The sequence below is a fragment of the Rhodococcus sp. 06-1460-1B genome, from assembly GCF_002258475.1.
Taxonomy (GTDB): Bacteria; Actinomycetota; Actinomycetes; order Mycobacteriales; family Mycobacteriaceae; genus Rhodococcoides; species Rhodococcoides fascians.
The window spans coordinates 370196-395171 of record NZ_NOYS01000018.1 but is presented as its reverse complement, the minus strand read 5'-3'; the positions used below and the strand labels follow the sequence as shown (position 1 = coordinate 395171).

General features: G+C 65.0%; 26 protein-coding genes. 16 read left to right on the top strand and 10 right to left on the bottom strand.

The features are described 5' to 3' along the window. Positions 1-4: 4 nt before the first annotated feature. Positions 5-496: a Cys-tRNA(Pro) deacylase gene (gene ybaK / locus CH268_RS07935; RefSeq protein WP_094663154.1), complete on the bottom strand. Its 492-nt coding sequence runs from the start codon at positions 494-496 to the stop codon at positions 5-7. Between the two features lie 91 nt (positions 497-587). On the opposite strand from ybaK, the gene CH268_RS07930 reads away from it, so the two are divergent. Next, positions 588-1364 (top strand): sigma-70 family RNA polymerase sigma factor, encoded by a 777-nt coding sequence (locus CH268_RS07930; protein WP_255182316.1) that lies wholly within the window; start codon positions 588-590, stop codon positions 1362-1364. Positions 1365-1408: 44 nt separating this feature from the next. Further along, positions 1409-1696 carry a mycothiol system anti-sigma-R factor gene (gene rsrA, locus CH268_RS07925; RefSeq protein WP_027496522.1) on the top strand — a complete coding sequence of 96 codons (288 nt, stop codon included), beginning with the start codon at positions 1409-1411 and terminating at the stop codon, positions 1694-1696. A 69-nt stretch (positions 1697-1765) separates the two neighbouring features. Here the strand turns inward: rsrA and CH268_RS28535 are convergent, their stop codons facing one another. Continuing rightward, complete coding sequence (locus CH268_RS28535) at positions 1766-1840, bottom strand: 50S ribosomal protein bL37 (protein WP_370878772.1); 75 nt, start codon at positions 1838-1840, stop codon at positions 1766-1768. 119 nt (positions 1841-1959) lie between these two features. Here CH268_RS28535 and CH268_RS07920 point away from each other — a divergent pair, with 119 nt between their 5' ends. After that, the gene (locus tag CH268_RS07920; protein WP_027496523.1) at positions 1960-2175 is read left to right on the top strand and encodes a biotin/lipoyl-binding carrier protein; all 216 of its coding nucleotides are present in this window, start codon (positions 1960-1962) and stop codon (positions 2173-2175) included. 21 nt (positions 2176-2196) lie between these two features. Next, positions 2197-3675, top strand: a complete 1479-nt coding sequence (locus CH268_RS07915; protein ID WP_027496524.1) for a sensor histidine kinase — start codon at positions 2197-2199, stop codon at positions 3673-3675. Between the two features lie 152 nt (positions 3676-3827). On the opposite strand, the gene CH268_RS07910 is transcribed toward CH268_RS07915, so the two are convergent. Both CH268_RS07910 and CH268_RS07905 read right to left on the bottom strand, forming a co-directional pair. Beyond that, the gene (locus tag CH268_RS07910; RefSeq protein ID WP_032366305.1) at positions 3828-4082 is read right to left on the bottom strand and encodes a WhiB family transcriptional regulator; all 255 of its coding nucleotides are present in this window, start codon (positions 4080-4082) and stop codon (positions 3828-3830) included. A gap of 266 nt (positions 4083-4348) precedes the next feature. Continuing rightward, a complete protein-coding gene (locus CH268_RS07905; RefSeq protein WP_027496525.1) occupies positions 4349-5302 on the bottom strand; it encodes a diacylglycerol/lipid kinase family protein in 954 nt (317 codons plus the stop codon). 221 nt (positions 5303-5523) lie between these two features. On the opposite strand from CH268_RS07905, the gene CH268_RS07900 reads away from it, so the two are divergent. After that, positions 5524-5955, top strand: coding sequence for a hypothetical protein (locus CH268_RS07900; protein WP_027496526.1), 432 nt, complete (start codon positions 5524-5526; stop codon positions 5953-5955). Here CH268_RS07900 and CH268_RS07895 read toward each other — a convergent pair. Next, on the bottom strand, positions 5952-6428 hold the full coding sequence (locus CH268_RS07895; protein WP_094663152.1) for a GNAT family N-acetyltransferase: 477 nt from the start codon (positions 6426-6428) through the stop codon (positions 5952-5954). The two genes, CH268_RS07900 and CH268_RS07895, sit on opposite strands and share 4 nt — an antisense overlap. Then, positions 6425-7084 carry an acid phosphatase gene (locus CH268_RS07890; protein WP_204879550.1) on the bottom strand — a complete coding sequence of 220 codons (660 nt, stop codon included), beginning with the start codon at positions 7082-7084 and terminating at the stop codon, positions 6425-6427. Before CH268_RS07890 ends, CH268_RS07895 begins: the two co-directional genes overlap by 4 nt. A gap of 196 nt (positions 7085-7280) precedes the next feature. Here CH268_RS07890 and CH268_RS07885 point away from each other — a divergent pair, with 196 nt between their 5' ends. Continuing rightward, positions 7281-8747 (top strand): DHA2 family efflux MFS transporter permease subunit, encoded by a 1467-nt coding sequence (locus tag CH268_RS07885; protein WP_032372689.1) that lies wholly within the window; start codon positions 7281-7283, stop codon positions 8745-8747. Between the two features lie 56 nt (positions 8748-8803). Beyond that, positions 8804-9598, top strand: a complete 795-nt coding sequence (locus tag CH268_RS07880; RefSeq protein ID WP_027496529.1) for a ParA family protein — start codon at positions 8804-8806, stop codon at positions 9596-9598. Between the two features lie 49 nt (positions 9599-9647). Here the strand turns inward: CH268_RS07880 and CH268_RS07875 are convergent, their stop codons facing one another. Next, entirely contained in the window at positions 9648-10901 is a 1254-nt protein-coding gene (locus CH268_RS07875) for an Rv3212 family protein (protein WP_094663148.1), read from the bottom strand. Positions 10902-10910: 9 nt separating this feature from the next. Then, the gene (locus CH268_RS07870) at positions 10911-12467 is read right to left on the bottom strand and encodes a DEAD/DEAH box helicase (protein ID WP_230595127.1); all 1557 of its coding nucleotides are present in this window, start codon (positions 12465-12467) and stop codon (positions 10911-10913) included. Positions 12468-12880: 413 nt separating this feature from the next. On the opposite strand from CH268_RS07870, the gene CH268_RS07865 reads away from it, so the two are divergent. Both CH268_RS07865 and CH268_RS07860 read left to right on the top strand, forming a co-directional pair. Then, positions 12881-13615 (top strand): ferritin-like fold-containing protein, encoded by a 735-nt coding sequence (locus tag CH268_RS07865; protein ID WP_032366312.1) that lies wholly within the window; start codon positions 12881-12883, stop codon positions 13613-13615. Positions 13616-13752: 137 nt separating this feature from the next. Then, positions 13753-13980 carry a DUF3107 domain-containing protein gene (locus CH268_RS07860; RefSeq protein WP_027496533.1) on the top strand — a complete coding sequence of 76 codons (228 nt, stop codon included), beginning with the start codon at positions 13753-13755 and terminating at the stop codon, positions 13978-13980. Positions 13981-14063: 83 nt separating this feature from the next. On the opposite strand, the gene CH268_RS07855 is transcribed toward CH268_RS07860, so the two are convergent. Further along, positions 14064-14717 carry a TetR/AcrR family transcriptional regulator gene (locus CH268_RS07855; RefSeq protein WP_027496534.1) on the bottom strand — a complete coding sequence of 218 codons (654 nt, stop codon included), beginning with the start codon at positions 14715-14717 and terminating at the stop codon, positions 14064-14066. Between the two features lie 336 nt (positions 14718-15053). Here CH268_RS07855 and CH268_RS07850 point away from each other — a divergent pair, with 336 nt between their 5' ends. The 3 genes from CH268_RS07850 (at position 15054) to CH268_RS07840 (ending at position 18248) form a co-directional block, all read left to right on the top strand. Then, positions 15054-16082, top strand: a complete 1029-nt coding sequence (locus CH268_RS07850; RefSeq protein ID WP_370878773.1) for a DUF3152 domain-containing protein — start codon at positions 15054-15056, stop codon at positions 16080-16082. Between the two features lie 76 nt (positions 16083-16158). Further along, positions 16159-17325: an adenylyltransferase/sulfurtransferase MoeZ gene (gene moeZ, locus CH268_RS07845; protein WP_094663242.1), complete on the top strand. Its 1167-nt coding sequence runs from the start codon at positions 16159-16161 to the stop codon at positions 17323-17325. Between the two features lie 68 nt (positions 17326-17393). Further along, on the top strand, positions 17394-18248 hold the full coding sequence (locus tag CH268_RS07840; protein ID WP_027496537.1) for a TIGR02569 family protein: 855 nt from the start codon (positions 17394-17396) through the stop codon (positions 18246-18248). On the opposite strand, the gene CH268_RS07835 is transcribed toward CH268_RS07840, so the two are convergent. Next, complete coding sequence (locus CH268_RS07835) at positions 18238-18930, bottom strand: FadR/GntR family transcriptional regulator (protein WP_027496538.1); 693 nt, start codon at positions 18928-18930, stop codon at positions 18238-18240. The genes CH268_RS07840 and CH268_RS07835 overlap by 11 nt on opposite strands. A gap of 98 nt (positions 18931-19028) precedes the next feature. Between CH268_RS07835 and CH268_RS07830 the strand changes: the two genes are divergently transcribed. From CH268_RS07830 to nirD, 4 genes are all read left to right on the top strand, one after another. Then, positions 19029-20270 carry an MFS transporter gene (locus tag CH268_RS07830; protein WP_032387180.1) on the top strand — a complete coding sequence of 414 codons (1242 nt, stop codon included), beginning with the start codon at positions 19029-19031 and terminating at the stop codon, positions 20268-20270. A gap of 224 nt (positions 20271-20494) precedes the next feature. After that, positions 20495-21898 (top strand): nitrate/nitrite transporter, encoded by a 1404-nt coding sequence (locus CH268_RS07825; RefSeq protein WP_027496540.1) that lies wholly within the window; start codon positions 20495-20497, stop codon positions 21896-21898. A gap of 59 nt (positions 21899-21957) precedes the next feature. After that, positions 21958-24453 carry a nitrite reductase large subunit NirB gene (nirB, locus tag CH268_RS07820; RefSeq protein WP_094663240.1) on the top strand — a complete coding sequence of 832 codons (2496 nt, stop codon included), beginning with the start codon at positions 21958-21960 and terminating at the stop codon, positions 24451-24453. Between the two features lie 128 nt (positions 24454-24581). Then, positions 24582-24959 (top strand): nitrite reductase small subunit NirD, encoded by a 378-nt coding sequence (nirD, locus tag CH268_RS07815; protein ID WP_032366318.1) that lies wholly within the window; start codon positions 24582-24584, stop codon positions 24957-24959. Positions 24960-24976 lie beyond the last annotated feature (17 nt).

The window sequence follows — 24976 nt, the reverse complement described above, 5'->3', positions numbered from 1 at the left end:
GCGGTCAGTGTGCGGCGATGGGCGCGGTGACGGCGCGCGTGAGGCGGATCAGATCGGCCGGAGCCAGTTCGATCTCCAGGCCACGGCGACCTCCGCTGCACAGCACACGGTCGAACTCGAGTGCCGAGTCGTCGATGACGGTGGGCAGGGATCTACGTTGGCCGAGCGGAGAAATTCCACCGAACACGTAGCCCGACGACCGTTCGGCGGCAGCTCTGTCGGCCATCGCGACCTTCCGCGTGTTCAGAGCGGCTGCTGCCGCTTTGAACGAGAGCAATCCGGTGACGGGGACCATCGCGACGGCCAGCGAACGATCTGCGCGTTCGACGACCAGGGTCTTGAACACCTGCTCCGGGCGCACGCCGAGGCGCTCGCCCAGAATCTCGGCGGCCTCGCTGCCGAACGACTGCGTGCGCGAATCGTGCTCGTAGGTGTGCACGGTATGCGCCACCTTCCGTGCGGTGAGCAGCGCAAGAGCGGGGGTCGACGCAGCCATTCCTCGGACTCTATCGACTGCGGCGGGAACACCGCGGCGCGCGGCAGTGTTGTGACAGGGCAGATACGGATGCAGGCGGAAGGAATGACGAATGGCAGTGCTGACCGCGGGACGTCCCTTGGCGATCAAGGGGGTGATCTCGGCGCAGAAGCCGACTTCGGGCGCGGTAGCCTGGGTGGTGGAAGCTACCGAAGGGATCAGCGTGACAGAAGCCAGGACTCCCACCGAAGCGGACGAGAAGGCGATCGCCGAGCAGCGGGCAGCAGAGACCGAGGCCCAGCTGACCGAACGCTTCGAGCGTGACGCGCTGCCGATGCTCGATCAGCTGTACGGTGCCGCGCTGCGGATGACGCGGAACCCCGCAGATGCCGAGGACCTGGTGCAGGAGACGTTCGTGAAGGCCTACTCGGCGTTCCGGTCGTTCCGTGAGGGCACGAACCTGAAGGCGTGGCTCTACCGAATCCTGACCAACACCTACATCAACTCCTATCGCAAGAAGCAGCGTCAGCCTGCGCAGTACCCGACCGACGAGATCAGTGACTGGCAGCTCGCCGCGACCGCCGAACACACGTCCACAGGACTGCGCTCGGCCGAGGTCGAAGCGCTGGACGCACTGCCGGACGACGACATCAAGGCCGCTCTGCAGTCGTTGCCCGAGGAATTCCGGATGGCGGTGTACTACGCCGACGTCGAGGGTTTCCCGTACAAGGAAATCGCGGAGATCATGGGAACGCCCATCGGAACGGTGATGTCGCGCTTGCATCGTGGGCGTAAGCAACTTCGAGGTTTGCTGGCGGGTGTGGCCCGCGACCGTGGATTCAACCGGGACGGCGCAGTCGACCGGCACGAGCAGGAGGTAGTCCAGTGACGCGCACCGGTGATTCCGGCGATGACATCATCGGCGGCGGTTCTGTGGGCGACGGCGGAGCCGACGCCGAATTCGAGCGACTGGATTGCTCGGCCGTGATCGCGGACGTATGGATCATGTTGGACAACGAGTGCGACGAGGCCAGCAGGCAACGGTTGCAGAAGCACATCGACGAGTGCGGATCGTGCTTCGAGGCGTACGGCATCGAGGAGAAGGTCAAGCGGCTGATCTCCCGTAAATGTGGCGGAGATCAAGCGCCCGCCGGGCTTCGCGAACGACTCAGCGTGGAAATCCGACGCACGGTGCTGACCCGTAGCGTCGACTCCGAATAGCCTGATCGTACCGACGACGAAGGGCCGAGAAGCAGTGCTTCTCGGCCCTTCGTGGCTGGTGGCAGAACGTCAGCTGTTGGGACGTTTGCCGTGGTTGGCCTTGTTGCCCTTACGAGCACGCTTCTTACGTCCACGCTTTCCCATGATGGGCTCCTCTCGTTTGTTCACTACAGTCTCCCACGTGTGATTGGCTTACTGTGACGGGCATGGTCTCCGGTGTGTGCCCGCCGCGGTTCGAGGTGTCGTGAGAGAGGGGTTCGCCGGTGTCCGAGGATGTTCGTGCGGAGATGGTGTCGACGGTGTTTCAGGTGGTCGTGGCCCGCGGTGATGCCGTCGAGGTCGGTGACACGTTGGTCGTGCTGGAGTCGATGAAGATGGAGATTCCCGTGCTCGCCGAGACCGCAGGCACCGTCACGTCCGTGGACGTCGCAGTGGGGGATGTCATTCAACAGGGCGATCTCATCGCTGTGGTGTCCTGACCGACGGCTGCGTGAGAACCCGTGTCGACCCTCAGTGACCTGCTGGCCGAACACACCGATCTGCCCGGTGCCGCGGTGGACCATCTGCAGCGCGTCGTAGGGGAGTGGCAGCTCCTGGCCGACCTGTCGTTCGCGGACGTATTGCTCTGGGTCGGTACCGACGATGTCTCGGACGGGTCGGCGGACGTGCTGTGTGTCGCCCAGTGCAGACCCACCACCGCGCCGACGGTGTTCACCCACGACATCGTGGGGACGACCATCTCCGAGTCCGAGCACCCCGAAGTGCTCGTCGCGTTGCAACAGCGAAAGATCGTGCAGGGTGGTGTTCTGACCCGCAGCGAGAGCATTCCCGTGCGATGTGGAGAGCACGTCATCGCCGTGCTGACCCGCGACACCAATCCGGCCCAGCTTCGTCCGCCGAGTGCGCTCGAGGTCGCGTATCGGGAATGTGCGGACGATCTCTGCCTGATGATCAGCGAGGGAACGTTTCCGACGCCGGAGGAGCGAACCGACGTCAACTCGTCGCCGCGGGCCGGCGACGGCTTCATCCGCATCGATACCGAGGGACGGGTGGATTACGCGAGCCCCAATGCGCTGTCGGCGTACCACCGGATGGGTTTGACGACGGAACTGTCGGGCCGTGACCTCGCGTCGGTGACGCGGTCTCTGGTGACCGACCCGTTCGATTCGCAAGAAGTGGCCGACCATATCCGGTCGTCACTGTCCGGCAACGTCGGGCACCGAATGGAAGTGGACGCCCGCGGCGCGACGGTTCTGGTGCGCACGTTGGCACTGCAGCCGCACGGTCGATCCGCGGGCGCAGCCGTACTCGTCCGAGACGTCACCGAGGTGAAGCGCCGCGACCGTGCGCTGCTCAGCAAGGACGCGACGATCCGCGAAATCCACCATCGAGTGAAGAACAACCTGCAGACCGTGGCGGCTCTGCTGAGGCTGCAGTCGCGGCGGCTCGAGAACGAGGAAGCTCGCACCGCGTTGTCCGAATCCGTTCGCCGCGTGACGTCCATCGCGCTGGTGCACGAGATGCTGTCGATGTCGGTCGACGAAGAAGTGGATCTCGACGAGATAGTCGACCGGTTGGTGCCGATCATGCTCGACATCGCCACCGTCAACCCTCGGGTGCGGGTGGTCCGGGACGGCCAACTCGGTGTCTTCTCCGCCGAGCGGGCGACGCCGCTGGTGATGGTGTTGGCCGAGCTGGTGCAGAACGCGATGGAGCACGGGTTCGACGCCGGATCGGTCGGCGTGGTGCGCATCGGTGCCGACCGTTCGTCGAAATGGCTCGACGTCGTCATCCACGACGACGGCCGCGGGTTGCCCGCAGGGTTCTCGTTGGAGCGTTCGGACGGACTGGGGCTGCAGATCGTGCGCACTCTGGTGTCGGTCGAACTGAACGGTTCTCTGGGCCTGCATCCGGCTCCTGGAGGTGGCACCGACGCGATGCTGCGAGTGCCACTGGGCCGTCGGGTGCCGCGAGCCTGACGGGCCGCTCGTGAACAGTGCGTTACGAACCGGCCGCACTGTGACGTGAGAACGCCCGATCCGTGGAAGCGCCCGCTGTGCAGTTCGACACGCAGAAGGCCCGGTATCCGCTGAGCGGATACCGGGCCTACCGAGTGTTGTGTGTCTGCGTCCTAGACGGAGCTACGTGCGCGCGTACGTGCGTTGCGTCGCTTGAGTGCACGGCGCTCGTCTTCGCTCATTGCGCCCCATACTCCTGCGTCCTGGCCGGATTCGAGTGCCCAGGACAGGCATTCTGCGGTGACGGGGCACCGAGTACAGACGACTTTGGCATCGGCGATCTGCGCGAGCGCCGGACCACTGTTTCCCACCGGGAAAAATAGTTCCGGATCTTCATCGCGACAAATTGCCTTGTGGCGCCAGTCCATCCTCTGCTCCTTACCGGGCGCCGAAGCGCCGTTTCGTTTCTCTTCTGTTTCACGAGTGGGTAACCAATGTTTCCGCACTGTTGCTTGTGAATGCTTTCACGAACTCAGGTGAAGTCAAGGGATACGCGCGTGACCGTGGTCAAGCTCACTCTGTTAGGCTCGCTTTAGCCTTCTGCGCTCCTTTGTACCCCGACTCGGCAGATATTGCTCGTGATTTCGCAGGAAATTGCCCATCGAGCATCTTCGCGCGCAGGCCATAGTGGGTCTCACGTGACGGGCGCGACAACATCCAATGCGTCGGGAGTCGAGAAGAACTCCGCCTCGGTGCGTTCACCCAGATAGTCCCCGTCCATCTGCAGCCCCATCGGTTCTGCAGACGTGATTCGAACACTCGGGACGTCGTCGACTCGAATCAACTTGCGAGACTTCGGTTCTGCACCTTTGGCCAACAGCTGACGCGACACCCGCAGCGTGGGGAACAGTGCCGTCGAGCGCATCGCGAACACACCGAGACCCGAATCGAAAGCGGTCCCGGGATTGGTATGGACCGGACGATCGTTCAAGAAGGTCCACGGACTCGAGTTCGACACGAACGCATAGTGCACGTTCTCGAACGGATCCCGCCCGGGAACCTCCACCGTCAACTGCGCCGGACGACGCTTGTGCTTGAAGAACTCCTGCACCGAGAACCGGAGATAACGCGTCGCCGACACCGGCGTACCGTCCTTCCGGCTCGCATCGATGGCCCGACACACTTCCGCGTCCAAACCCATCCCGGCATTGAACGTGAACCACCGGTTGTCGCAATGCCCCAGACCGACCGTCCGCCGCGCCCGCGCGTCCAGCAGACCGATCAACTGATTCGTGGCCGCTACCGGATCCGCCTCGATTCCGAGAGAGCGCGCGAACACATTCGCACTACCACCGGGAACGACCGCAATAGGCGGAATCGCGCCGATCGTCACCGCCTGCATCGACGTCGGCAACGGAACCCCGAGCAGACCGTTGATGACCTCGTTCACCGTGCCGTCACCCCCGTGAACGATCACCAGGCCCACCCCGTCTTCACGGGCACCTCGAGCCAACTCCGACGCATGATCACGATGCGTCGTCTGCGCCACCGTCACCCGCAACCGACTCGACAATGCATGAGCCAACAGATCCCGAGCTGCAGCCGTCGTAGAAGTCGCATTGGGATTGACGATCAGCAGCGCACGCACAGGAACAAACACTAACCGGGTGGCTCGGCGGACTCCACCGGCACCACCCGGGTCGTTCCGCAGGCTCCACTCCCGCCACCCGGGTCGTTCCGCAGGCTCCACTCCCGCCACCCGGGTCGTTCCGCAGGCTCCACTCCCGCCACCCGGGTCGTTCCGCAGGCTCCACTCCCGCCACCCGGGTCGTTCCGCAGGCTCCACTCCCGGTTGCCTAGGCTGGTCCCGTGTCCACCCAACCCGAGAACCTCACCCCACCGGCCACTTTTCGATCCGCCGGGGTCCTCGTCGCAGCACAAGGTGCCGTCTCGCTGGTCGCGGCCTTCGTTCTCGTCGTGCGCGCGGTCTCCGGAGAGGGCGACAACGCTGTCGCGAACGGGTACGGCACGGCCGGGTGGTTCGGCGTGCTGGGCCTCGGCGTCGGGGCTGCAGGCGTCGCCCTGATTCTCGGCAAACGGTGGGGGAGGGCGCTGGCAACCGTCGTCCAGCTGCTGCTGCTTCCGGTCGTGTGGTCGCTGCTCACCGGTTCACATCAGACCGTCTACGGCATCGTTCTGGGAATCGTCGTGGTTGCCGTGCTGGTGCTGCTGTTCAGTCCACCCTCGTCGCAGTGGATGGCGGCCGAGTACAGCGACGTCGACGACGAACCGCGTCTCTAGGACGCTGTCGCTGCCAGGTCCCTCAGGGCACCGTCGGTCAATCGGAATGTGGTCCACTCGTCCTGAGCCTGCGCGCCCAACGCTCGGTAGAACCCGATCGACGGAGTGTTCCAGTCCAACACCGACCAGGTCAGCCGCGTGTAGCCGTTGGCTTCGCACTCGGCCGCCAACGCTGCCAGCAGTGCGGTTCCGAACCCATGGCCGCGTGCGTCCGGCTGCACGTAGAGGTCCTCCAGATAGATTCCGTTGACCCCGTCCCAGGTGGAGAAGTTCAAGAACCACAGAGCGCACCCCACCACCACGCCGTCGTGCTCGGCGATGTGCGCGAACACCGACGGATTCTCACCGAACAGAGCCGACCGAAGGTGGTCGTCTCGGACCGTGCACAACGAGGACGCCTTCTCGTACTCCGCCAGTTCGTGGACCAACCCGCAGATGGCGGATACATCGTCTTCGGTGGCGCGTCGGATCATCGTGGACCTCCGGTCGGTTCGGTGCCGATCGAGCGATCGGTGGCTGCAGAGAGAATCGAGGGGTGAACATTGTGGGCGATGAGCTGTCGAAAGGAGTGCTCGAAACCGAGCAGTGAATAGGCGGCCGGGGACAATGCGAAGCGCTTTCCTTCGGTGATGGACGCTTCCGTCCAGCCGGCGATCAGTGCTCTCGAGAAATGGCCGTGTCCCACCAGCACCACGTCCCGGCCTTCGAGCAGTGGAAGAACAACGGACAACACCAGTTCGACGCGAACAGCGATGTCACCGATCGACTCTCCGCCCGGGCACGGGTGCGTCCAGACGGTCCAGTGCGGCACTGTCTCGTGGATCTCCGACGACGTGATGCCCTCGTAGTCGCCGTAGTCCCACTCCGACAGTGCATCCCATGTTCGATCGACCTCGAGCCCCGCGAGATCGGCTGTTCGACGGGCCCGTTCGCGCGGGCTGCTGATGACCACCGGGTCGCGCAGATTCAGCAGAGTCAGTAGTGAGCCGGCCTCGACTGCCTGCTGCTCACCGTGCGCGGTGAGTGGAACATCGGTGTTTCCGGTGTGCTTACCTGCGAGGGCCCATTCGGTTTCCCCGTGACGGAGTAGAACGACTCGGCCGGCCTCGACGGCTCCGTGGTTGGTCATGCACACGATCATGCCTGCCGGTCGGGTGTGGGCTTCGTCATACCGAACCGGTGGATGTGTCCGAAAACGCGATTGAGTCCAGACCTACCGGACGGTTATTCTCTTCTGGATCTTCACCGTCGCAGGCAACGCAGTCCTGCCCGTCAGTGTGCTCACTGCATTGACCTCGTAGCTCTTCTCATCGATCTGGAGAACAATGACCGACTTGCAGAAGCCCGCGCCCTCCGGTGCCCCGGAGAAGCTCGACGGAGCGTTGCTGAAGATCGCCGGTGTCGTCGTTCTCGGCGCGATCATGTCGATTCTCGACGTCACCGTCGTCAGCGTGGCCTTGAGGACGTTCACCGACGTATTCGAGACCACGTATGCCAACGCGGCCTGGACGATGACCGGTTACACCCTCGCCTTGGCCACCGTCATCCCGTTGACGGGCTGGGCTGCGGACCGTTTCGGCACCAAGCGTCTCTACATCACGGCACTGGTGCTGTTCGTACTCGGTTCGGTGCTGTGCAGTTTCGCCTGGGACATCACGTCGTTGATCGTGTTTCGCGTACTGCAGGGCCTCGGCGGAGGCATGTTGATGCCCCTGGGCATGACGATCATGACGCGTGCCGCCGGCCCCGAACGGATCGGCCGGGTGATGGCCGTGCTCGGTGTGCCGATGCTGATCGGGCCCATCGCGGGCCCCATCCTCGGCGGTTGGCTGATCGAGGCCGCGAGCTGGCACTGGATCTTCCTCATCAACTTGCCGATCGGCATTCTCGCGCTGATCGCCGCAATCGTGATCTTTCCGCGAGACAATCCGACCCCGTCGGAATCGTTCGACTTCCGCGGCATGCTGATGCTCTCGCCCGGTCTGGCCCTGTTTCTCTACGGTGCGTCGTCGGTCGTCGAAACCGAGACCGTACTGGCCGTCAAGGTGCTGGTTCCGGTCATCGTGGGCCTGGTGCTGATCGTGTTGTTCGTCTTCCACGCTCTGCGCGTCGAGCATCCGTTGATCGACCTGAGGCTCTTCCGGAACCGTTCACTCACCGTCGCAGTCATCACGACCACCTTCTTCATGGTCGCGTTCATGGGCGCAGGGTTGCTGTTTCCCAGCTACTTCCTGCTCCGCGGCGAGTCCACACTGTCGGCCGGGCTGCTTCTTGCACCGCAGGGTATCGGCGCGATGATAGCCATGCCGATCGCCGGAGTGATCGCGGACAAGACCGGTCCAGGACGAATCGTGCTGATGGGCATGGTCCTGATCACCGCAGGCATGGCGGTGTTCACCCAGGTCGGCACCAGCACGTCGTACACGTTGTTGATCGGAGCCTTGTTCGTCATGGGGCTGGGGCTCGGCTCGACGATGATGCCCATCATGACTGCTGCGCTGCAGACGTTGACGAACGAAACAGTCGCTCGCGGTTCGACATTGATGAACATCGTCCAGCAGGCCGCCGGATCGATCGGAACCGCGTTGATGTCGGTGGTGTTGACCGCGCAGCAGAAGCCGGCGCTGACGGCCTCGAGCCAGCTCGAAGCATTCGACATCTCGGCGCGCGCGTTCGGGACCACCTTCATGGTCGCGTTGGTGCTCATCGTCATCACGTTCGTGCCCGCGTTCTTCCTGCCCCGAACCAAGCACGTTTCTCAGGAATCCGCGCCGCCGATCGTGATGCACTGACGCGCCCGGAACCGACAAACCTCGCTCGAGCGGCGAATCTAGGCAAGGATCAGGGCGTGACGACAATTCTTGCGGTAGCGAATCAGAAGGGCGGCGTGGCCAAGACCACTACGGTCGCCTCGCTGGCAGCCGCGCTGCACGCACTCGACCGACGCGTTCTGGTGGTCGATCTCGACCCGCAGGGATGCCTGACGTTCTCGCTCGGTCACAACCCGGACAAGCTCGACTCGTCGGTGCACGAGGTATTGACCGGGGACGCACAGGTCGAGGACGTGCTGATCGAGACGGCGGAGGGGATCGTGCTGTTGCCCGCCACGATCGACCTCGCGGGTGCGGAGGCGCTGTTGCTCATGCGCGCCGGTCGCGAGTTCGCACTCAAGCGTGCTCTGGCACCGATTCTGCAGGATTTCGACGTGGTCGTCATCGATTGCCCACCCTCGCTCGGTGTTCTCACGCTCAACGGTCTCACTGCAGCGCAATCGGTTCTGGTCCCGCTCCAGTGCGAGACGCTCGCTCACCGCGGCGTCGGACAACTACTGCGGACGGTGTCCGAGGTGCAGCAGATCACCAACCCCGACCTCGCGCTGCTGGGTGCACTGCCCACCCTGTTCGATGCCCGTACCACCCACAGCCGTGACGTGCTCGGCGATGTTTCCGACCGGTACTCGCTGCCGGTCCTCGCTCCGCCGATCCCCAGGACGGTGCGTTTCGCGGAGGCGAGTGCATCCGGCGCAACAGTGCTGTCGGGGCGAAAGAACAAGGGCGCGCAGGCGTATCGCGAGCTGGCCGAGAACTTGTTGGCCCACTGGGAGGGCACAGCGGAACTGAAGACGTACGACCCCGCGGAGTAGCTCCTCCTCGCACGTCTTCGATCGGCCGTCCTCGATCAGCGGTCCCTGATCAACCCAGCGCGACCAGGTCGGAACCGCGCTGCTCGACGACGACATCGCCGATCACGGAGGTCTGCACCGGTCCGTCGTAGTCGCCGCGATCGATCGGAATTTGGGCAGTGACCGTGCCGGTGGCGAGCTCGACCACCGCGATCGCGTCGGGCACGGGAACCAGTAGCCTGCCGGCCATGACGGCACCGCTGCCGAGGGCCCCGGGCATGGACCACGCCGGAGTCAGGTCGGTGGAGTTCAGTGCCTGCACTCCGGAGCCGGTGAACCAGGTGAACACCGAACCCTGTTTCGCTGCCGGCGAGGAGGGCGGTGCGGATGCTGGGTCGAGGCCCGCGGGAAGTGCGAATTCGGAGACGGACGTGGCGGTGTCGTCGTAGAGCGCGATGCGCGCAGGGGCACCGTTTGCGGACGGAACATACAGCGCGACAAGGCTTCCCGTCAGAGCCAGGACGCGTCCGGATGTCGGCTCCTGCTCCGAGGTGACGAGATCCGGGACCACCGAGGATCCGTACTCCTCGGGTTCGCTCGCATCCTTGGGGGCAGGGTTGAGCAGAGACAGTCGTGCGGCCGGCTCACCCGGGCACTGTTCGAGCACTGCCGTCCGCGAATTGGACGACGTGGTGGACAGGAGCGTGCATCCGGTTCTCGGCTGAGTACCCGGGTTGACCGGAGCATCGACGCGCCCGTATTCGAGTGTGCGCACCATGTCGGAGCGCCACAGTTCCATCCGAGTGTCACCTCGCGAGGTCACGTAGGTGCCGTCGGACGAGAGGTACACCGAGTCGTCTGCGTCGGACGTGCGCTGTGCTGTGCGGACGCCGGTCGATCCGTCGAGCGTGGTCACCTGCGAGCAACCGCGGTCGTCGCGGTAGACCGAGACGGCAGTGTTCCAGGAGGCGATCACAGAGCACAGGGGTAGGTCTCGCGAGTACGACCACGCCGGGTCGCCGGAACGGGGGTCGTGGCCGACGACCGAACCGCCATCGGCGGTCACGACTGCCGAACCGGTCACGACCGGAACCGGCGTATGCGCCGAATCCGTCGCCGAACTCGGTGCCCGCCACAACTCGGACAGGGCGGCGGGCACGGAGGCGGCCGCCTCGGACGGCGCGAGTGGATTGTCGGCCGTGACAGAGGTGGTGCCCCGAGCGTCACCCGTGAGCCAGGCGACGCTCGCGGCCACGACCACCGTCACCGCGATGACTGCCGCGACGACGAGATCGGTTCTCGACCTACGTTCTGGAGCCAGCACGGCTGGAGACTACTCCGACGCGCTCGCCGTCGACGGTCCGGTCTCGGCGGACGATCCGCTCGTGCGGCGACGGCGTCGGCGACGAGGAGCGGTCTTGGTCGACGCTTCCGGTGTCGACGAATCGGTCGAATCCGACTGTGCTGCAACAGGGTTCGCGGTCGATGCGGAGGCGTTGACCGAGTCGGTCGAGGTCGAGGCCTGGTCCCCGTCCTGTCCCGCGCGGGTGCGACGGCGGCTGCGTGAGCGGCGCGGCTTGCTCGGTGCGGACGCCTCTGCCGACGGTGCTGCGGACTCGGTGTCGGGGGCCTTGTCAGCGGCCTGCTCCGCGGCTCGCGCGGGTGCCGCCTTGCGTACGGTGCCGGTCGCATCGGTGGGGATATCGAGCTCGGCGAACAGATGCGGCGAGCTCGAGTAGGTCTCGACCGGATCCGGCATACCCAGATTCAGGGCCTTGTCGATCAGCTGCCAGCGCGGGATATCGTCCCAGTCGACGAGGGTGACGGCGATACCGGTGCGCCCTGCACGGCCGGTACGGCCGATGCGGTGGACGTAGGTCTTCTCGTCCTCGGGGCACTGGTAGTTGATGACGTGGGTGACGTCGTCGATGTCGATACCCCGGGCCGCGACGTCGGTGGCGATCAGCACGTCGATCTTGCCGGTGCGGAACGCCTTGAGAGCCTTCTCGCGTTGGACCTGCCCGAGATCTCCGTGGACCGCGCCGACCGAGTAGCCACGCTCGGCGAGCTCGTCGGAGACCTTCTGCGCCGTGCGCTTGGTGCGGGTGAACACCATCGTCGCGCCGCGGCCTTCCGCCTTGAGGACCTTGGCGACCATCTCGACCTTGTCGAGTGCGTGTGCCCGGTAGACGTGCTGGGCGGTGCGATCGTGCACGGCGGAGGACTCCGCCTCTTCGGCCCGGATGTGCGTCGGCTGCGTCAGGAATGTACGGGCCAGCGTGATGATCGGGCCGGGCATCGTCGCGGAGAACAGCATCGTCTGACGCTTGTCGGGGACCATGCCCAGGATGCGTTCGATGTCGGGAAGGAACCCGAGGTCGAGCATCTCGTCGGCCTCGTCGAGAACCAGGACGCCGACCTTGCCGAGGATCAGGTGGTTCTGCTTGGCGAGGTCGAGTAGACGGCCGGGAGTGCCGACGACGACGTCGACGCCGTTCTGGAGCGCGCTGATCTGAGCTTCGTACGGGCGGCCGCCGTAGATGGAAAGAACCTTCACTGGGCCGTTCGCGCCGCTGAGGTACTTCGATGCATTCTCGAGGTCGGAGCTGACCTGAACACACAGCTCACGGGTCGGCACGATGATCAGCGCGCGTGGCGTGCCGTCGAGCGGGGTCGTTCCGGAATTCTCCGTGGCGAGACGATGCAGAAGGGGCACGCCGAAACCGAACGTCTTGCCCATTCCGGTCCTGGCCTGCCCGATGAGGTCGTCGCCCGCGATGGCCAGCGGAAGAGTGAGCTCCTGGATGGCGAAGGTGCGCTCGATACCCATGTCGGCGAGTGCACGAACGATGTCGGCGTCGACGTTCAACTCGGCGAACGTCGGTGGCACATGCGTGTCGTCCAGTTGGGCCGACAGGGTCGTGTCGCCGGTCTCGGATTCTTGGTCTACGACTATCTTGCTCAGGGGACTGGCCTTCCTCGTGGTCGAACGTACGCACAAGGAAGGGCACAGGCCTATTGCCGGCCGAAGTCGATGCCCTCAATCCGATGTGATGTCGCCGTCAGCCTCAGCGCGGCCGCGAACTGTGACGTTCGCTGCGGCGAAGCTCTCGAGGCGACCCGGATCAGGTGCGCACACATTATCGATGATCGCCGCATCGGCTTTCGGTCCGTGTGACAGGTCCGCGAGCAACGATCGACACCATGGTAGCTTGCCCGGCCCGATTCTCCACGGTCGACGGGTCGCGGCAGGTGTGACGCGCCCCGCGACGGGGCGTCGGACTCGGGTCTACGATTCGTGGAATGGGAGCCCATTCGTCGGAGTCGTCGTCGCCCGCAGTTGCATCCACCGCCCTCGTCGGGTCGAGCGATCCGGACAGAGGGGAGCCCGCGATCGCACACGATCACCCGGGCGTTCCCGACTTGTTCGCCGTGCTCGCCTACGGCGAGATCTCTGCGTTCTACCGGTTGGCGGAGGACGCTCGAATGGCTCCGTCCATGGAAGGCCGGGTGGCGCTGGCAAGTATGGCCGCCGCCGAGATGAGTCATTTCGAGACGTTGGAACAGGCTTTGTCCAACCGTGGCCTCGACGTGTATTCGTCGATGGATCCGTTCGTGCGAGCTCTGGACGAGTACCACGCCTCCACCACGCCGTCGACCTGGTTGGAGTCGCTGGTCAAGGCATACGTGGGTGACGGAATCGCCGCTGATTTCTACCGGCAGATCGCGCACAGCCTCGCCCCCGACGTCGCGGAGATCGTTCGCGACGTGTTGGCCGAGACCGGGCACTCGGAGTTCGTCGTCCACGAGGTGTCCGAACGGGTCCGGGCGAGCTCCCAGGACAAGGCACGCCTGATGTTGTGGGGGCGTCGACTGCTCGGCGAGGCGATCACGCAGGCCCAGTTCGTGCTCGCGCAGCGCGAGTCGCTGACCGATCTCGTCATCACCGCGTCGGGCGACCTCAACGGGGTCGTCGCGCTGTTCGATCGCATGCAGGAGCAGCATGCCGAGCGGATGTCCTCGCTCGGGTTGGACTGATCGGCTCGATCGGCCACCGGGCGGGGCGGGTCCCCGCCGGTGTTCGCTGACAGCACAGGCCTGGAAGCGGCTGCGGCACGCGGGCTGCACTAGCCTGGCGAGAACAGCGTCAGTTGTCGAGAGTTCGGAGGTTGACCGTGGAGGTCAAGATCGGTGTGTCGGAGAGTTCCCGTGAGCTCGTCGTGAACAGTGCGCAGTCCCCGGCCGAGGTCGAGGCGCTCGTATCGACCGCCTTCGCAGGTAAGGACGGAGTGCTGTCGTTGGAGGACGAGAAGGGACGCAAGTTCTTGATCCAGACCGCCAAGGTGTCGTACGTCGAGATCGGCCCGTCCGATCCTCGCAAGGTCGGGTTCGCAACCACCTGAGACGGCCGGTAACACCACACGCCCCTCGTTCTTCTCGAACGAGGGGCGTGTGGCGTATGTGGGCGGGATGCCCGACCGGCTGGTTACGGAGACTGCAGCGGAACGTGCGACAGGCCGCCCCAGGCCAGTGAGACCGTGGTGTCGACGGCGTCTTCCTTGGAGATCGGCCGATCTGCTTCGAGCCAGTAGCGCGCGGTGAACTGGCTGGCACCGACGAGGCCGACGGCCAGCACTCGTGCTCGGTACGGATCGAGTCCGGAATCGTGGGCGACCAGGTCGAAGACGGCGTCGACGCATGCTTCGGTCGCCTGCTCCACGCGGGCGTTGACCTGAGGGTCACCCATCAGATCCGACTCGAAGACCAGACGGAAACCCTGGGTGTCGGTGTCGACGAAATCGTAGAACGCCAGAACCGCGGCGCGGACGCGTTGCTTGTTGTCCGTCGTCGAACGCAGAGCCTGACGAACCCCGGCGATGAGGGTGTCGACGTAGCTCTGCAGTACCGCCAGGTACAGCTCGAGTTTGCCGGGGAAGTGCTGGTAGAGAACCGGCTTGCTGACTCCGGCGCATTCGGCGATCTCGTCCATTCCCGACGCGTGATAGCCGCGGGTCACGAAGATTTCGCTCGCAGCAGCCAGCAGTTGCGCCCGACGGGCATCACGCGGCAGCCTGGCGCTGCGGCGGTTGCCGGTGGTGGCCGGTCGGTCGGAGGACCTCCGGTCGTCGAGATCTGTCATCAAATATGTTCCCATCGCGTCGACAGCTGCGCTCGTCTTGGTTCGACAACGTGCGGTCCGGCGTGAACTTTCGGCGGGTGGCCTTCGGTTCGGACCGCTCGTAGCGCAGATCACGGGCAACGATACTCGTGGCCGTCGGCACCGCTGGGATCCTGGGGGATCCTTGTCGGAAACGGGCGATCTCGAATCACATCGGATGGTTTGTTTGTACGATGTTTGTCGTACCGAGAGCCCGATAGATCCGTCCCCGGTATCGGCGTGCCGAGCGGCGAGCGAGCAGGATTGTGAGATCGTGAGCGAGTGACTGACCGAGGCGAGCCGCGAATTCGCGGCGGTGTGCAGTCCGGCGGGTTCGACGAGCGGTCGGACGATCTTCCACGCGGCGTGGGCGGTCGTGGGTCGCATCAGCCCTTGCGCGCTCAGTGGGACCCGACGCAGCGCGAGGTCAAGGACCGCAGTCGCCGTCCCGAGCGTGACGTGCGCAAACAGACCAAGCTGGGAAAGTTCGCCGCCACCTACGGTTGGCGGGCTTACGCGGTACCGATCCTGATCGCCGTCACCGCGCTCGTGGTCGTCGATGCCGTTCGGGCCGGTGACCCGGTCGTCGGCACCGCCTCTCAGGGCACCTCGCAGGACCCAGGGTTCGGCACGCTGAGCTCCGATACGTCCGGAACCGGAATCATCGGGGTCCCGCCGCAGGCCGACGGCAACTTCGCGGAAACGATCTCGTCCGGTGAGCTGCCCGACGGTGGACCGTTCGCGGTGCAGGGGGCAGGCACCTGGCACACCGTCGCCGGAAGCACCGAGCAGGTCGGCCAGGGAACCGAGCGGGTGTTCACCTATACCGTCGAGGTCGAGGACGGTGTGGACACCGTCGGTTTCGGCGGCGACGAGTCGTTCGGCCGTCTGGTGGATCAGACGTTGGCCAACCCCAAGAGCTGGACCAACGACCCACGTTTCGCGTTCCGCCGTATCGATCAGGGTGACCCGGATTTCCGGATCTCACTGACGTCGCAGATGTCCATTCGGCAGGCGTGTGGATACGACATCCAACTCGAGGTGTCCTGCTACAACCCCGGCATCGAACGGGTCGTGCTCAACGAACCCAGATGGGTACGCGGAGCGATCTCCTTCCAGGGAGACATCGGTTCGTACCGTCAATATCAGATCAACCACGAGGTCGGGCACGCCATCGGCTACCAGCAGCATCAGCCGTGCGAAACCGACGGCGGGCTGGCGCCGGTAATGATGCAGCAGACGTTCGGAACGGCCAACGACGACATCGCGCGGCTCGACCCCGAGGGCGTCGTGCCCATGGACGGCAAGACCTGCCGGTTCAACCCGTGGCCCTATCCACGCGGGTGAGCGATCGCGGATTAGATTCGAAGGCGGCGAACGCAGTTATGTGGTCGCCCCGTCGAGTCGAGGAGAGTCGCTGAGCGTGGTCCACCTACCGCCACTGGTCGAAGCCACCTGTGAACTGACCTCCGAGGAGGTTGCCAGGTACAGCCGTCACCTGATCATTCCGGACGTCGGAACGGACGGCCAGAAGCGGTTGCGGAACGCCCGCGTGCTCGTGGTCGGAGCCGGCGGACTGGGTTCGCCTGCGCTGCTGTACCTCGCGGCCGCCGGCATCGGAACTCTGGGCATCGTGGAATTCGACGACGTCGAGCTGTCCAACCTCCAGCGACAAGTCATCCATGGGCGGTCCGACGTCGGACGACCGAAGGCCGACAGCGCACGGGACTCGATCCTCGAACTCAACGACGGCGTCTCGGTGGTGCTGCACAGGGTCCGCCTCGACTCGTCCAACGCGATCGACCTCTTCGGCAATTACGATCTCGTTCTCGACGGCACCGACAACTTCGCCACCCGCTACCTCGTCAACGACGCGGCCGCACTGGTCGGTATCCCGTACGTGTGGGGTTCGATCTACCGGTTCGAGGGGCAGGTCTCGGTGTTCTGGGATGCAGCTCCGGGTGGCGTCGGGATCAACTATCGAGATCTGTACCCCGAGGCTCCGCCGCCGGGAATGGTGCCCTCCTGCGCCGAGGGCGGCGTCCTGGGCGTGCTCTGCGCCTCGATCGGATCGGTCATGGTGACCGAAGCCATCAAGTTGATCACCGGAATCGGCGAGACGCTGCTGGGACGGCTGATGATCTACGACGCGTTGGCCATGAGCTACCGAACCGTCGGACTGGCCCGTGATCCGCACCGAACCCCGATCACGGAACTGATCGACTACGACGCCTTCTGCGGGGTGGTGCCGGCCGTCGAATCCGACGACGCCTCGATCAGCCCCGAGCAGCTACGGGCGATGTTGGATTCCGGACGCGAGGTCGCCTTGATCGACGTGCGTGAGCCGGTGGAGTGGGACATCGTGCGGATCGAGGGCGCTCGGCTGATACCGCGCGGGCGAATTCTGTCCGGGGCGGCGTTGGCCGAACTGCCACAGCAGGTACCGATCGTTCTGTACTGCAAAACCGGCATCAGGTCCGCGGAGGTTCTCGACGCTCTCGTCGGTGCCGGTTTCACCGACGCAACCCATCTCGACGGCGGAATCGTGGAGTGGGCCAAGCAGATCGAGCCCGGCCTGCCCATCTACTGACGTGGCGGCTGGGCCGCATGCGCGCGTCGTCCGCAGAGCTCTGCCCGATCGGCGGTACCGTGGCGTTCGTGAGCTCTGTCGAACCTCCTCAGCACGTGATCTCTACGTTCGGGCTGCGCGATGTCGAGCCTGCGCCACTGGGTGCGGACTGGGACGGAGGGTGGCGTCTGGGTGACGTCGTGCTCTCGCCCGTCGCCGATCACGCTCGCGCAGCCTGGTCTGCGAAGGTGCGAGAAACACTGACTGTGGACGGTGTGCGCCTCGCTCGACCGGTGCGCTCGACCGATGGTCGATACGTCGTGTCCGGTTGGCGTGCAGATACGTTCGTCGCAGGCGAACCCGAGCCTCGCCACGACGAAGTGGTCTCGTTGTCCATGCGGTTGCACGCAGCGACCGCGCAGTTGGAACGTCCCCGCTTCTTGGTGCAGCCACCCGTCGCCCCGTGGGCCGACGTCGACGTGTTCGTCGCGGCCGACCGGGCCGCCTGGGAGGCCGTTCCGCTACGGACCGCTCGCGGTGCGGGTGCGCCGGAGCCGTCGTCGAGTGACGGCAAGAGCAGCCTCGAATTGGTTAAACAGCTTGCGACACTGCGTAAGCCCGTCGAATCGCCGGACCAATTGGTACACGGCGACCTGTTCGGGACGGTGTTGTTCTCCGGCAGCGATGCTCCGGGGATCAGCGATATCACCCCGTACTGGCGTCCGGCGTCGTGGGCTGCCGGCGTCGCCGTGGTGGACGCGCTCTCGTGGGGAGACGCCGACGACGGTCTGGTGGGCCGGTGGGACGATCTACCGGAATGGCCGCAGATGCTGTTGCGCGCGTTGATGTTTCGTCTGGCTGTGCACGCACTTCATCCGCGGTCGACGTCGGAGGCATTTCCCGGCCTCGCGCGCACGGCAGATCTGGTGCGTCTCATTCTGTAGGTTCGGGCGCGTGGCCCGGAGGGGCGGAGAGTTCGCGGAACAGCGACCGGGCGGAGGCGATTGCCCGGGCCGAATCACCGTCCACGATCGCGTCGACGAGGGCTGTGTGCTCGGCGACGTAGTCGTCGTCGTGAGCAGTGGCGTGTTCTCTGATCGTCTCGTGGATCACCGGTAGCAACGAGTCGTAGAACTCCAGGTAGATCGCGTTGTGGCTGGCGGCGACGATGCTCCGATGCAGGCGCGCGTCGATTCGTACGGCGTCGGCCAACGGCACGTCGCCGCTCGACCAGGCGACATTGCGGTTCTCGAGGGCGTCGTTCATCTCTCGGATGTCGTGCTCGTCGCGTCGATCCGCAGCCAATGCTGCTGCGGTCACCTCGAGAGTTTCCCGGAGCTCGGTGACGTCGCGATAACGGGCGTCCGAGAAGTACTTGCCCAGGGTGCCGCCGAGGTCCGAGCAGGTCATGACGAACGTTCCCGACCCCTGCCGTCGCTCGACCATGCCGGCGTGGACGAGTGCCTGAACGGCCTCACGAACCGTGTTTCGCCCGGTGCCGGTCATCTCGCACAGCTCCGGTTCGGTGGGAATTCTGCTGCCGACCGGCCATCGTTTCGACGTGATCTCGTCGCGCAGGGCTGCAGTGACCTGGGTGATCAGGCTCGATCGGTGGACCTGGCGCACGGAGGCTCCTCGTTCTGGGGGCGGTGCAGTGCTCGGGGTGCTGCGCCGACGATGATACTGCGTTGCACCCGATGATCCGGTCATCCTATGATTACGCGGTGAGTGCCCCTACCGTTTCCGAGACCACCCAGACCGGTACATCACTCGTTCGCGGCCGACTGCTGGTGTTCGCCGCCATCGTTCTTTCTGCGCTGACGCTGCGCGCCGCCGTGACGTCCATCAGCCCTCTGTTCGGCAGGATCGCAACGGATCTGCAGTTCGGGGATGCCGTGATCGGCGTCGTCGGGATGCTGCCGCCGGCGATGTTCGCCGTGTTCGGGTTGGCGACACCTTTTCTCGCCAAGCGCACCGGTCTCGAGCGCGCCGCCCTGCTCGCCATGGCGTTGACCACGATAGGGATGGCCACCCGGGCATTCGCGCCGAACACGGCGTCGTTGCTGGCGCTGTCCGCGATCGCCCTCGCCGGCATGGGTATCGGAAACGTCGTCATTCCACCTCTGGTCAAGCGGTACTTCTCGGATCGACTCGCAGTGGTCAGCACCATCTACATCTGTGCACTCCAGATCAGCACCATGATTCCGCCCCTGCTCGCGGTTCCGGTCGCCGATGCCCACGGGTGGCGGCTCTCCATCGGGGTCTGGGCGATCGTCGGTGTTGCCGCAGCATTGCCGTGGCTCGGTGTCGTGATCGCCCGACGCGGTCGCGACGAGAAGGACGTCTCTGCCGAGGCCGGTTCGGCGGCCGTGCACACCCGATCCGGCGGCCGCATCCATCGATCCTCGCTCGCGTGGGGAATGGTGATGATGTTCGCGATGACGTCGCTGATCACGTATTCGATGTTGACCTGGCTGCCGACGCTGTTGATCGACTCGGGTATCGGCGAGGGGTTGGCCGGAGCCTCGGTCGCCGCGTTCGGAGCGATGGGCCTGGTCACGTCGCTGGCCACGCCGACCCTCTGCGCAAAACTGCGAAATCCGTTCGGTCTCGTCCTGGTCGCCGCGGTCTGCTACCTCTGTGGGTTTTCCGGCTTGCACTTCTCGCCTTCCGCCGGAACGGTGATCTGGGTGTGCCTGATCGGCCTCGGCACGATGACCTTTCCGATGTCGCTGACGCTGATCAATCTCAGGACCCGCACCGCGGTGGGCTCATCCTCGCTCTCGGGCTTCACCCAGGGGCTGGGCTACGTGGTGTCGGCCACCGGACCGATACTGTTCGGCTTCCTGCACACCGTGTCCGGCGGTTGGGGATTGCCGCTGACGCTGCTCACCGGATGCGTTGTGATTCTGCTGGTCGGCGGCTATCTGTGCTGTCGACCTCGGATGCTCGAAGACTCCTGGTGACCCGGCTCGTCGACGCGTTCGATCTCACGTACGCGCCGACGAGCGGGTGAGAACGAGTTAATCAGCGGGTCACCGCACGCAGCGCCGCTGCAACATGGCTTTCCTATCTTGGTGTCACTCACCGAACCAGGAGGCCATACGTGACCAGCCTTTCTCGCAGCGCTTCAGCCGAAACCGGCTCTGCTGCCACCGCACCCGTTCCGCCCGGAACCGTTCCCGTCTCGGTGAATCACCGGATCGCGCATTGGAATTCCGAGGACGTGCAGGCGTGGGAAGGCGGCGGTAAGCAGATCGCCAAACGAAACCTGATCTGGTCGGTCGTCGCCGAACACGTCGGCTTCTCGATCTGGTCGATCTGGTCGGTGATGGTGCTGTTCATGCCGTTGTCGGTTTACGGCATCGATGCCGCGGGCAAATTCTTCCTGGTGGCAGTCCCCACTCTCGTCGGTGCTGTCCTGCGTATTCCGTACACGTTCGCCACGGCGAAATTCGGCGGGCGCAACTGGACCATCTTCAGCGCTCTGGTGTTGTTGATTCCCACGCTGTTGACGATGTACTTCATGTTGAACCCGGCCTCGTACACCACGTACATCATCGTGGCGGCGTTCGCCGGAGTCGGCGGCGGTAACTTCGCCTCGTCGATGACGAACATCAACGCCTTCTATCCGCAGCGCGAAAAGGGTTGGGCCCTCGGACTCAACGCCGGCGGAGGCAACATCGGCGTACCGGTCATCCAGCTCATCGGTCTGCTGGTCATCGCTACCATCGGCAACACCGCACCCGAGATCGTCTGCGCCGTGTACCTGGTGTTCATCGCGATCGCCGCCGTCGGTGCCGCGCTGTACATGGACAACCTCGACAACCAGAAGACCAACGGCCGCTCCATGATCGACGTGTTGAAGTTCTCCGACGCATGGTGGATCGCCTTCCTCTACATCGGCACGTTCGGATCGTTCATCGGCTTCAGCTTCGCATTCGGGCAGGTACTCCAGATCAACTTCCTGGCCGGATTGACCGACGGGGCGCCCGCCACGGCGGCTCAGCAGGCCCAGGCCTCGCTGCACGCTGCGCAGATCGCGTTCCTCGGACCTCTGCTGGGATCGCTGTCGCGGCCGTTCGGTGGCAAGCTCGCCGACAAGATCGGCGGCGGAAAGATCACCCTGTACACGTTCGTGGCCATGACCTTCTCCACCGGAATTCTGGTAGCGGCCAGCACCTGGGACGACTCGACGCCAGGGGCGGCCAGCGGCACGGTGATGGTCCTCTTCGTCATCGGATTCATCGCACTCTTCTTGCTCTCGGGCCTCGGCAACGGGTCGGTGTACAAGATGATTCCCGCGATCTTCGCTGCGAAATCTGTTGCACTGCAGGGCATGACGGTCGAGGAACAGCAGCACTGGTCCCGCAAGATGTCCGGCGCACTGATCGGGATCGCCGGTGCCATCGGCGCACTCGGCGGTGTCGCCATCAACCTGGTGCTGCGGGCGTCGTACTCCGGTAGTGCGAAGTCGGCCACCACAGCGTTCTGGGTGTTCCTCGGCTTCTACGTGGTCTGCGCGATCGTCACGTGGGCGATCTACCTGCGCAGGACCGACTCCGCCGACGCCGACGCACCGGTAGCCGTCTGACGCTCGGTGCAGGCGCACTCGAAACACTCTGCACGGCAACGAAATCGGAAGGACCCGCAATGAAGAACGCGGTAGTGGTAGGGCACGGAATGGTAGGGCACAGGTTCGTCGAGGCGCTGCGGGCGCGCGACGAGGGTGCCGAGTGGAAGATCACGATCCTGTGCGAGGAAGCTCTGCCGGCGTACGACCGGGTGGGTCTGTCGTCCTACGTCGGTGCCTGGGACCACAAGGAACTTGCGTTGGCGGGCAACGACTATCCGGGCGACTCCCTCGTCGAGATGCGTACCGGGGTGCGGGCCGAACGCGTCGACCGTGACCACCGAACCGTCGTCACCTCGGCCGGCGACACCGTGGACTACGACGCGCTGGTCCTCGCCACCGGCTCCTACCCGTTCGTTCCGCCGATCGCCGGACACGACCTGCCCGCGTGCTTCGTCTACCGCACCCTCGACGACCTGGACAGGATCCGTGCACGCGCCGACGCCGCTGGACCGGGTGCCGTGGGCGTGGTCGTCGGTGGCGGCCTGCTCGGCCTCGAAGCGGCGAACGCGCTGAAGAAGATGGGCATGACGCCGCACGTCATCGAGTTCGCGCCGCGGTTGATGCCGCTCCAGGTCGACGAAGGCGGCGGTGCGCTACTGGCCCGCCTCGTCACCGATCTCGGATTGAACGTGCATGTGGGAGTGGGCACGTCGTCGATCACCGAGAACGACAGCGCCGGGTTGACGGTCGAGCTGAGCAACGGTGACACGATCGACGCGGCGCTGCTGGTGTTCTCCGCGGGGGTACGGCCGCAGGACCGGCTGGCTCGCGAGAGCGGCCTCGACGTCGGCGAGCGCGGCGGAATTCTGGTCGACATCGGCTGCACCACATCCGATCCCGACGTCTACGCCATCGGCGAATGTGCTGCGGTCGAAGGCCGATGCTACGGACTCGTCGCGCCCGGATATTCGACGGCCGAGGTGGTGGCCGACCGATTGCTCGGCGGCGCAGCGGAGTTCCCCGGAGCGGACATGTCGACCAAGCTCAAGCTCATGGGCGTCGATGTGGCGAGCTTCGGTGACGCGATGGCCGCAACTCCGGGTGCGCTCGAGGTGGTCTTCAGCGACGCACCCAAGGGCACCTACGCCAAGCTCGTCGTCACCGACGACGCCAAGACGTTGCTCGGCGGCATCCTCGTCGGCGACGCATCGGCGTACTCGTTGCTCCGGCCGCTCGTCGGACGCGAATTGCCGGGCGATCCGGGTTCGTTGATCTCTCCGGCGGCCGAGCAGGTCGGCATCGGAGCGCTTCCCGACGACGCCGAGATCTGCTCGTGCAACGGTGTGACGAAGGGTGCGATCTGCTCGGCCATCTCCGACGGTGCGTGCGATCTGGCCGCGGTGAAGAGCTGCACCACGGCGGGTACCACCTGTGGAGGGTGCTTGCCGTCGATCAAGTCGCTGCTGGCGGCATCGGGGGTAGTGCTGTCGAAGTCGTTGTGTGAGCACTTCTCTCAGTCGAGGGCCGAGCTGTTCGAGATCGTGCGGGCGACGAACACCCGAACTTTCTCGTCGTTGATCGCCAAGTACGGATCGGGTGCCGGCTGCGACATCTGCAAGCCCGTCGTGGCCTCGATTCTCGCGTCCACCTCGTCGGATCACATTCTCGACGGTGAACTGGCGTCGTTGCAGGACACCAACGACCACTTCCTGGCCAACATCCAGAAGAACGGCACCTATTCGGTGGTGCCTCGGATGCCGGGAGGCGAGTGCACGCCCGAGCAGTTGATCGTCATCGGTGAGGTCGCCCGCGACTTCGGGCTGTACACCAAGGTGACCGGCGGGCAACGCATCGACATGTTCGGTGCCCGTGTCGAACAGCTTCCCGAAATCTGGAAGCGGCTCGTCGACGCAGGCATGGAATCGGGTCAGGCGTACGGAAAGTCGCTGCGTACGGTCAAGAGCTGCGTCGGGTCCAGCTGGTGCCGCTACGGTGTTCAGGACTCGGTGGGAATGGCCGTCGACCTCGAGAACCGGTACCGCGGACTGCGCTCGCCGCACAAGATCAAGTTCGGAGTGTCGGGCTGCGCACGTGAGTGCGCCGAAGCCCGCGGCAAGGACGTCGGCATCATTGCCACCGAAGGTGGCTGGAATCTCTACGTGGGCGGCAACGGTGGCCAGTCGCCCAAGCACGCCCAGTTGCTCGCGTCCAACCTCGACGACGCCACACTCGTCAGCTACATCGACCGCTATCTGATGTTCTACGTCCGCACCGCGGACCGCCTGCAACGCACCGCACCGTGGCTGGAATCGCTCGATGGGGGATTGGACCACCTCAAAGCCGTCGTCTGCGAGGACAGCCTGGGCATCGGCGCAGAACTCGAGGCAGACATGGCACGCCACGTCGCCGGCTACAAGGACGAATGGGCAGGGGTGCTGGAGGACGAGGAGAAGCTCGGCCGGTTCGTATCCTTCGTCAACGCTCCGGCCGAGGCCGATCCGACCATCGCGTTCGACGAGTCCGGCGCACGCAAGGTGCCCGTGCTGATGGGGATGCCGCGCATCGAAGCGTGACGTGATCGAGTGACGGGTTCCTGACAACTGACAGGTCACGAACCTGAGCGCATGTGCACAGGTGGGTAATCGCCGCTTAACGGCCAAGAAACACGGGCAGCGTCAAATAGCTGACCAGGAGGTACGTCATGACTGTCATCGATTCACATACTTCGGTACCGAACGATCTTTCGCGAGACTGGACCCCGGCCTGCACCCTCGACGCTCTAATCCCGGGCCGCGGGGTGGCGGTGCTGCTGCGCGGCGGCACCCAGGCGGCACTGTTCTTGCTCGACGACGGACGACTGTTCGCCGTGGGCAACATAGATCCCTACGGCCGGGCCGCAGTGATGTCGCGTGGTCTGGTCGGCGACCGTGGCGGCGAGCCCACGGTCGCGTCTCCGCTGCTCAAGCAGGTCTTCTCTCTCGTCGACGGACGTTGCCTCGACGATGCGGAGGTCTTGCTCGGCTCGTTCGAGGTCGCCACGGTCGAGGGTGTCGTGCTCGTCCGCGGCGGATCTACGTGACCGAAAATGCCGGGGCG

Coding starts and splice junctions, on each gene's coding strand:
- CH268_RS07910 (WP_032366305.1), bottom strand. CDS start 4,082: ATGGACTGGCGCCACAAGGCAATTTGTCGCGATGAAGATCCGGAACTA.
- CH268_RS07890 (WP_204879550.1), bottom strand. CDS start 7,084: ATGACCAACCACGGAGCCGTCGAGGCCGGCCGAGTCGTTCTACTCCGT.
- nirD (WP_032366318.1), top strand. CDS start 24,582: ATGACTGTCATCGATTCACATACTTCGGTACCGAACGATCTTTCGCGA.
- CH268_RS07895 (WP_094663152.1), bottom strand. CDS start 6,428: ATGATCCGACGCGCCACCGAAGACGATGTATCCGCCATCTGCGGGTTG.
- CH268_RS07885 (WP_032372689.1), top strand. CDS start 7,281: ATGACCGACTTGCAGAAGCCCGCGCCCTCCGGTGCCCCGGAGAAGCTC.
- ybaK (WP_094663154.1), bottom strand. CDS start 496: ATGGCTGCGTCGACCCCCGCTCTTGCGCTGCTCACCGCACGGAAGGTG.
- CH268_RS07865 (WP_032366312.1), top strand. CDS start 12,881: ATGGGAGCCCATTCGTCGGAGTCGTCGTCGCCCGCAGTTGCATCCACC.
- CH268_RS07855 (WP_027496534.1), bottom strand. CDS start 14,717: ATGACAGATCTCGACGACCGGAGGTCCTCCGACCGACCGGCCACCACC.
- nirB (WP_094663240.1), top strand. CDS start 21,958: ATGAAGAACGCGGTAGTGGTAGGGCACGGAATGGTAGGGCACAGGTTC.
- CH268_RS07930 (WP_255182316.1), top strand. CDS start 588: ATGGCAGTGCTGACCGCGGGACGTCCCTTGGCGATCAAGGGGGTGATC.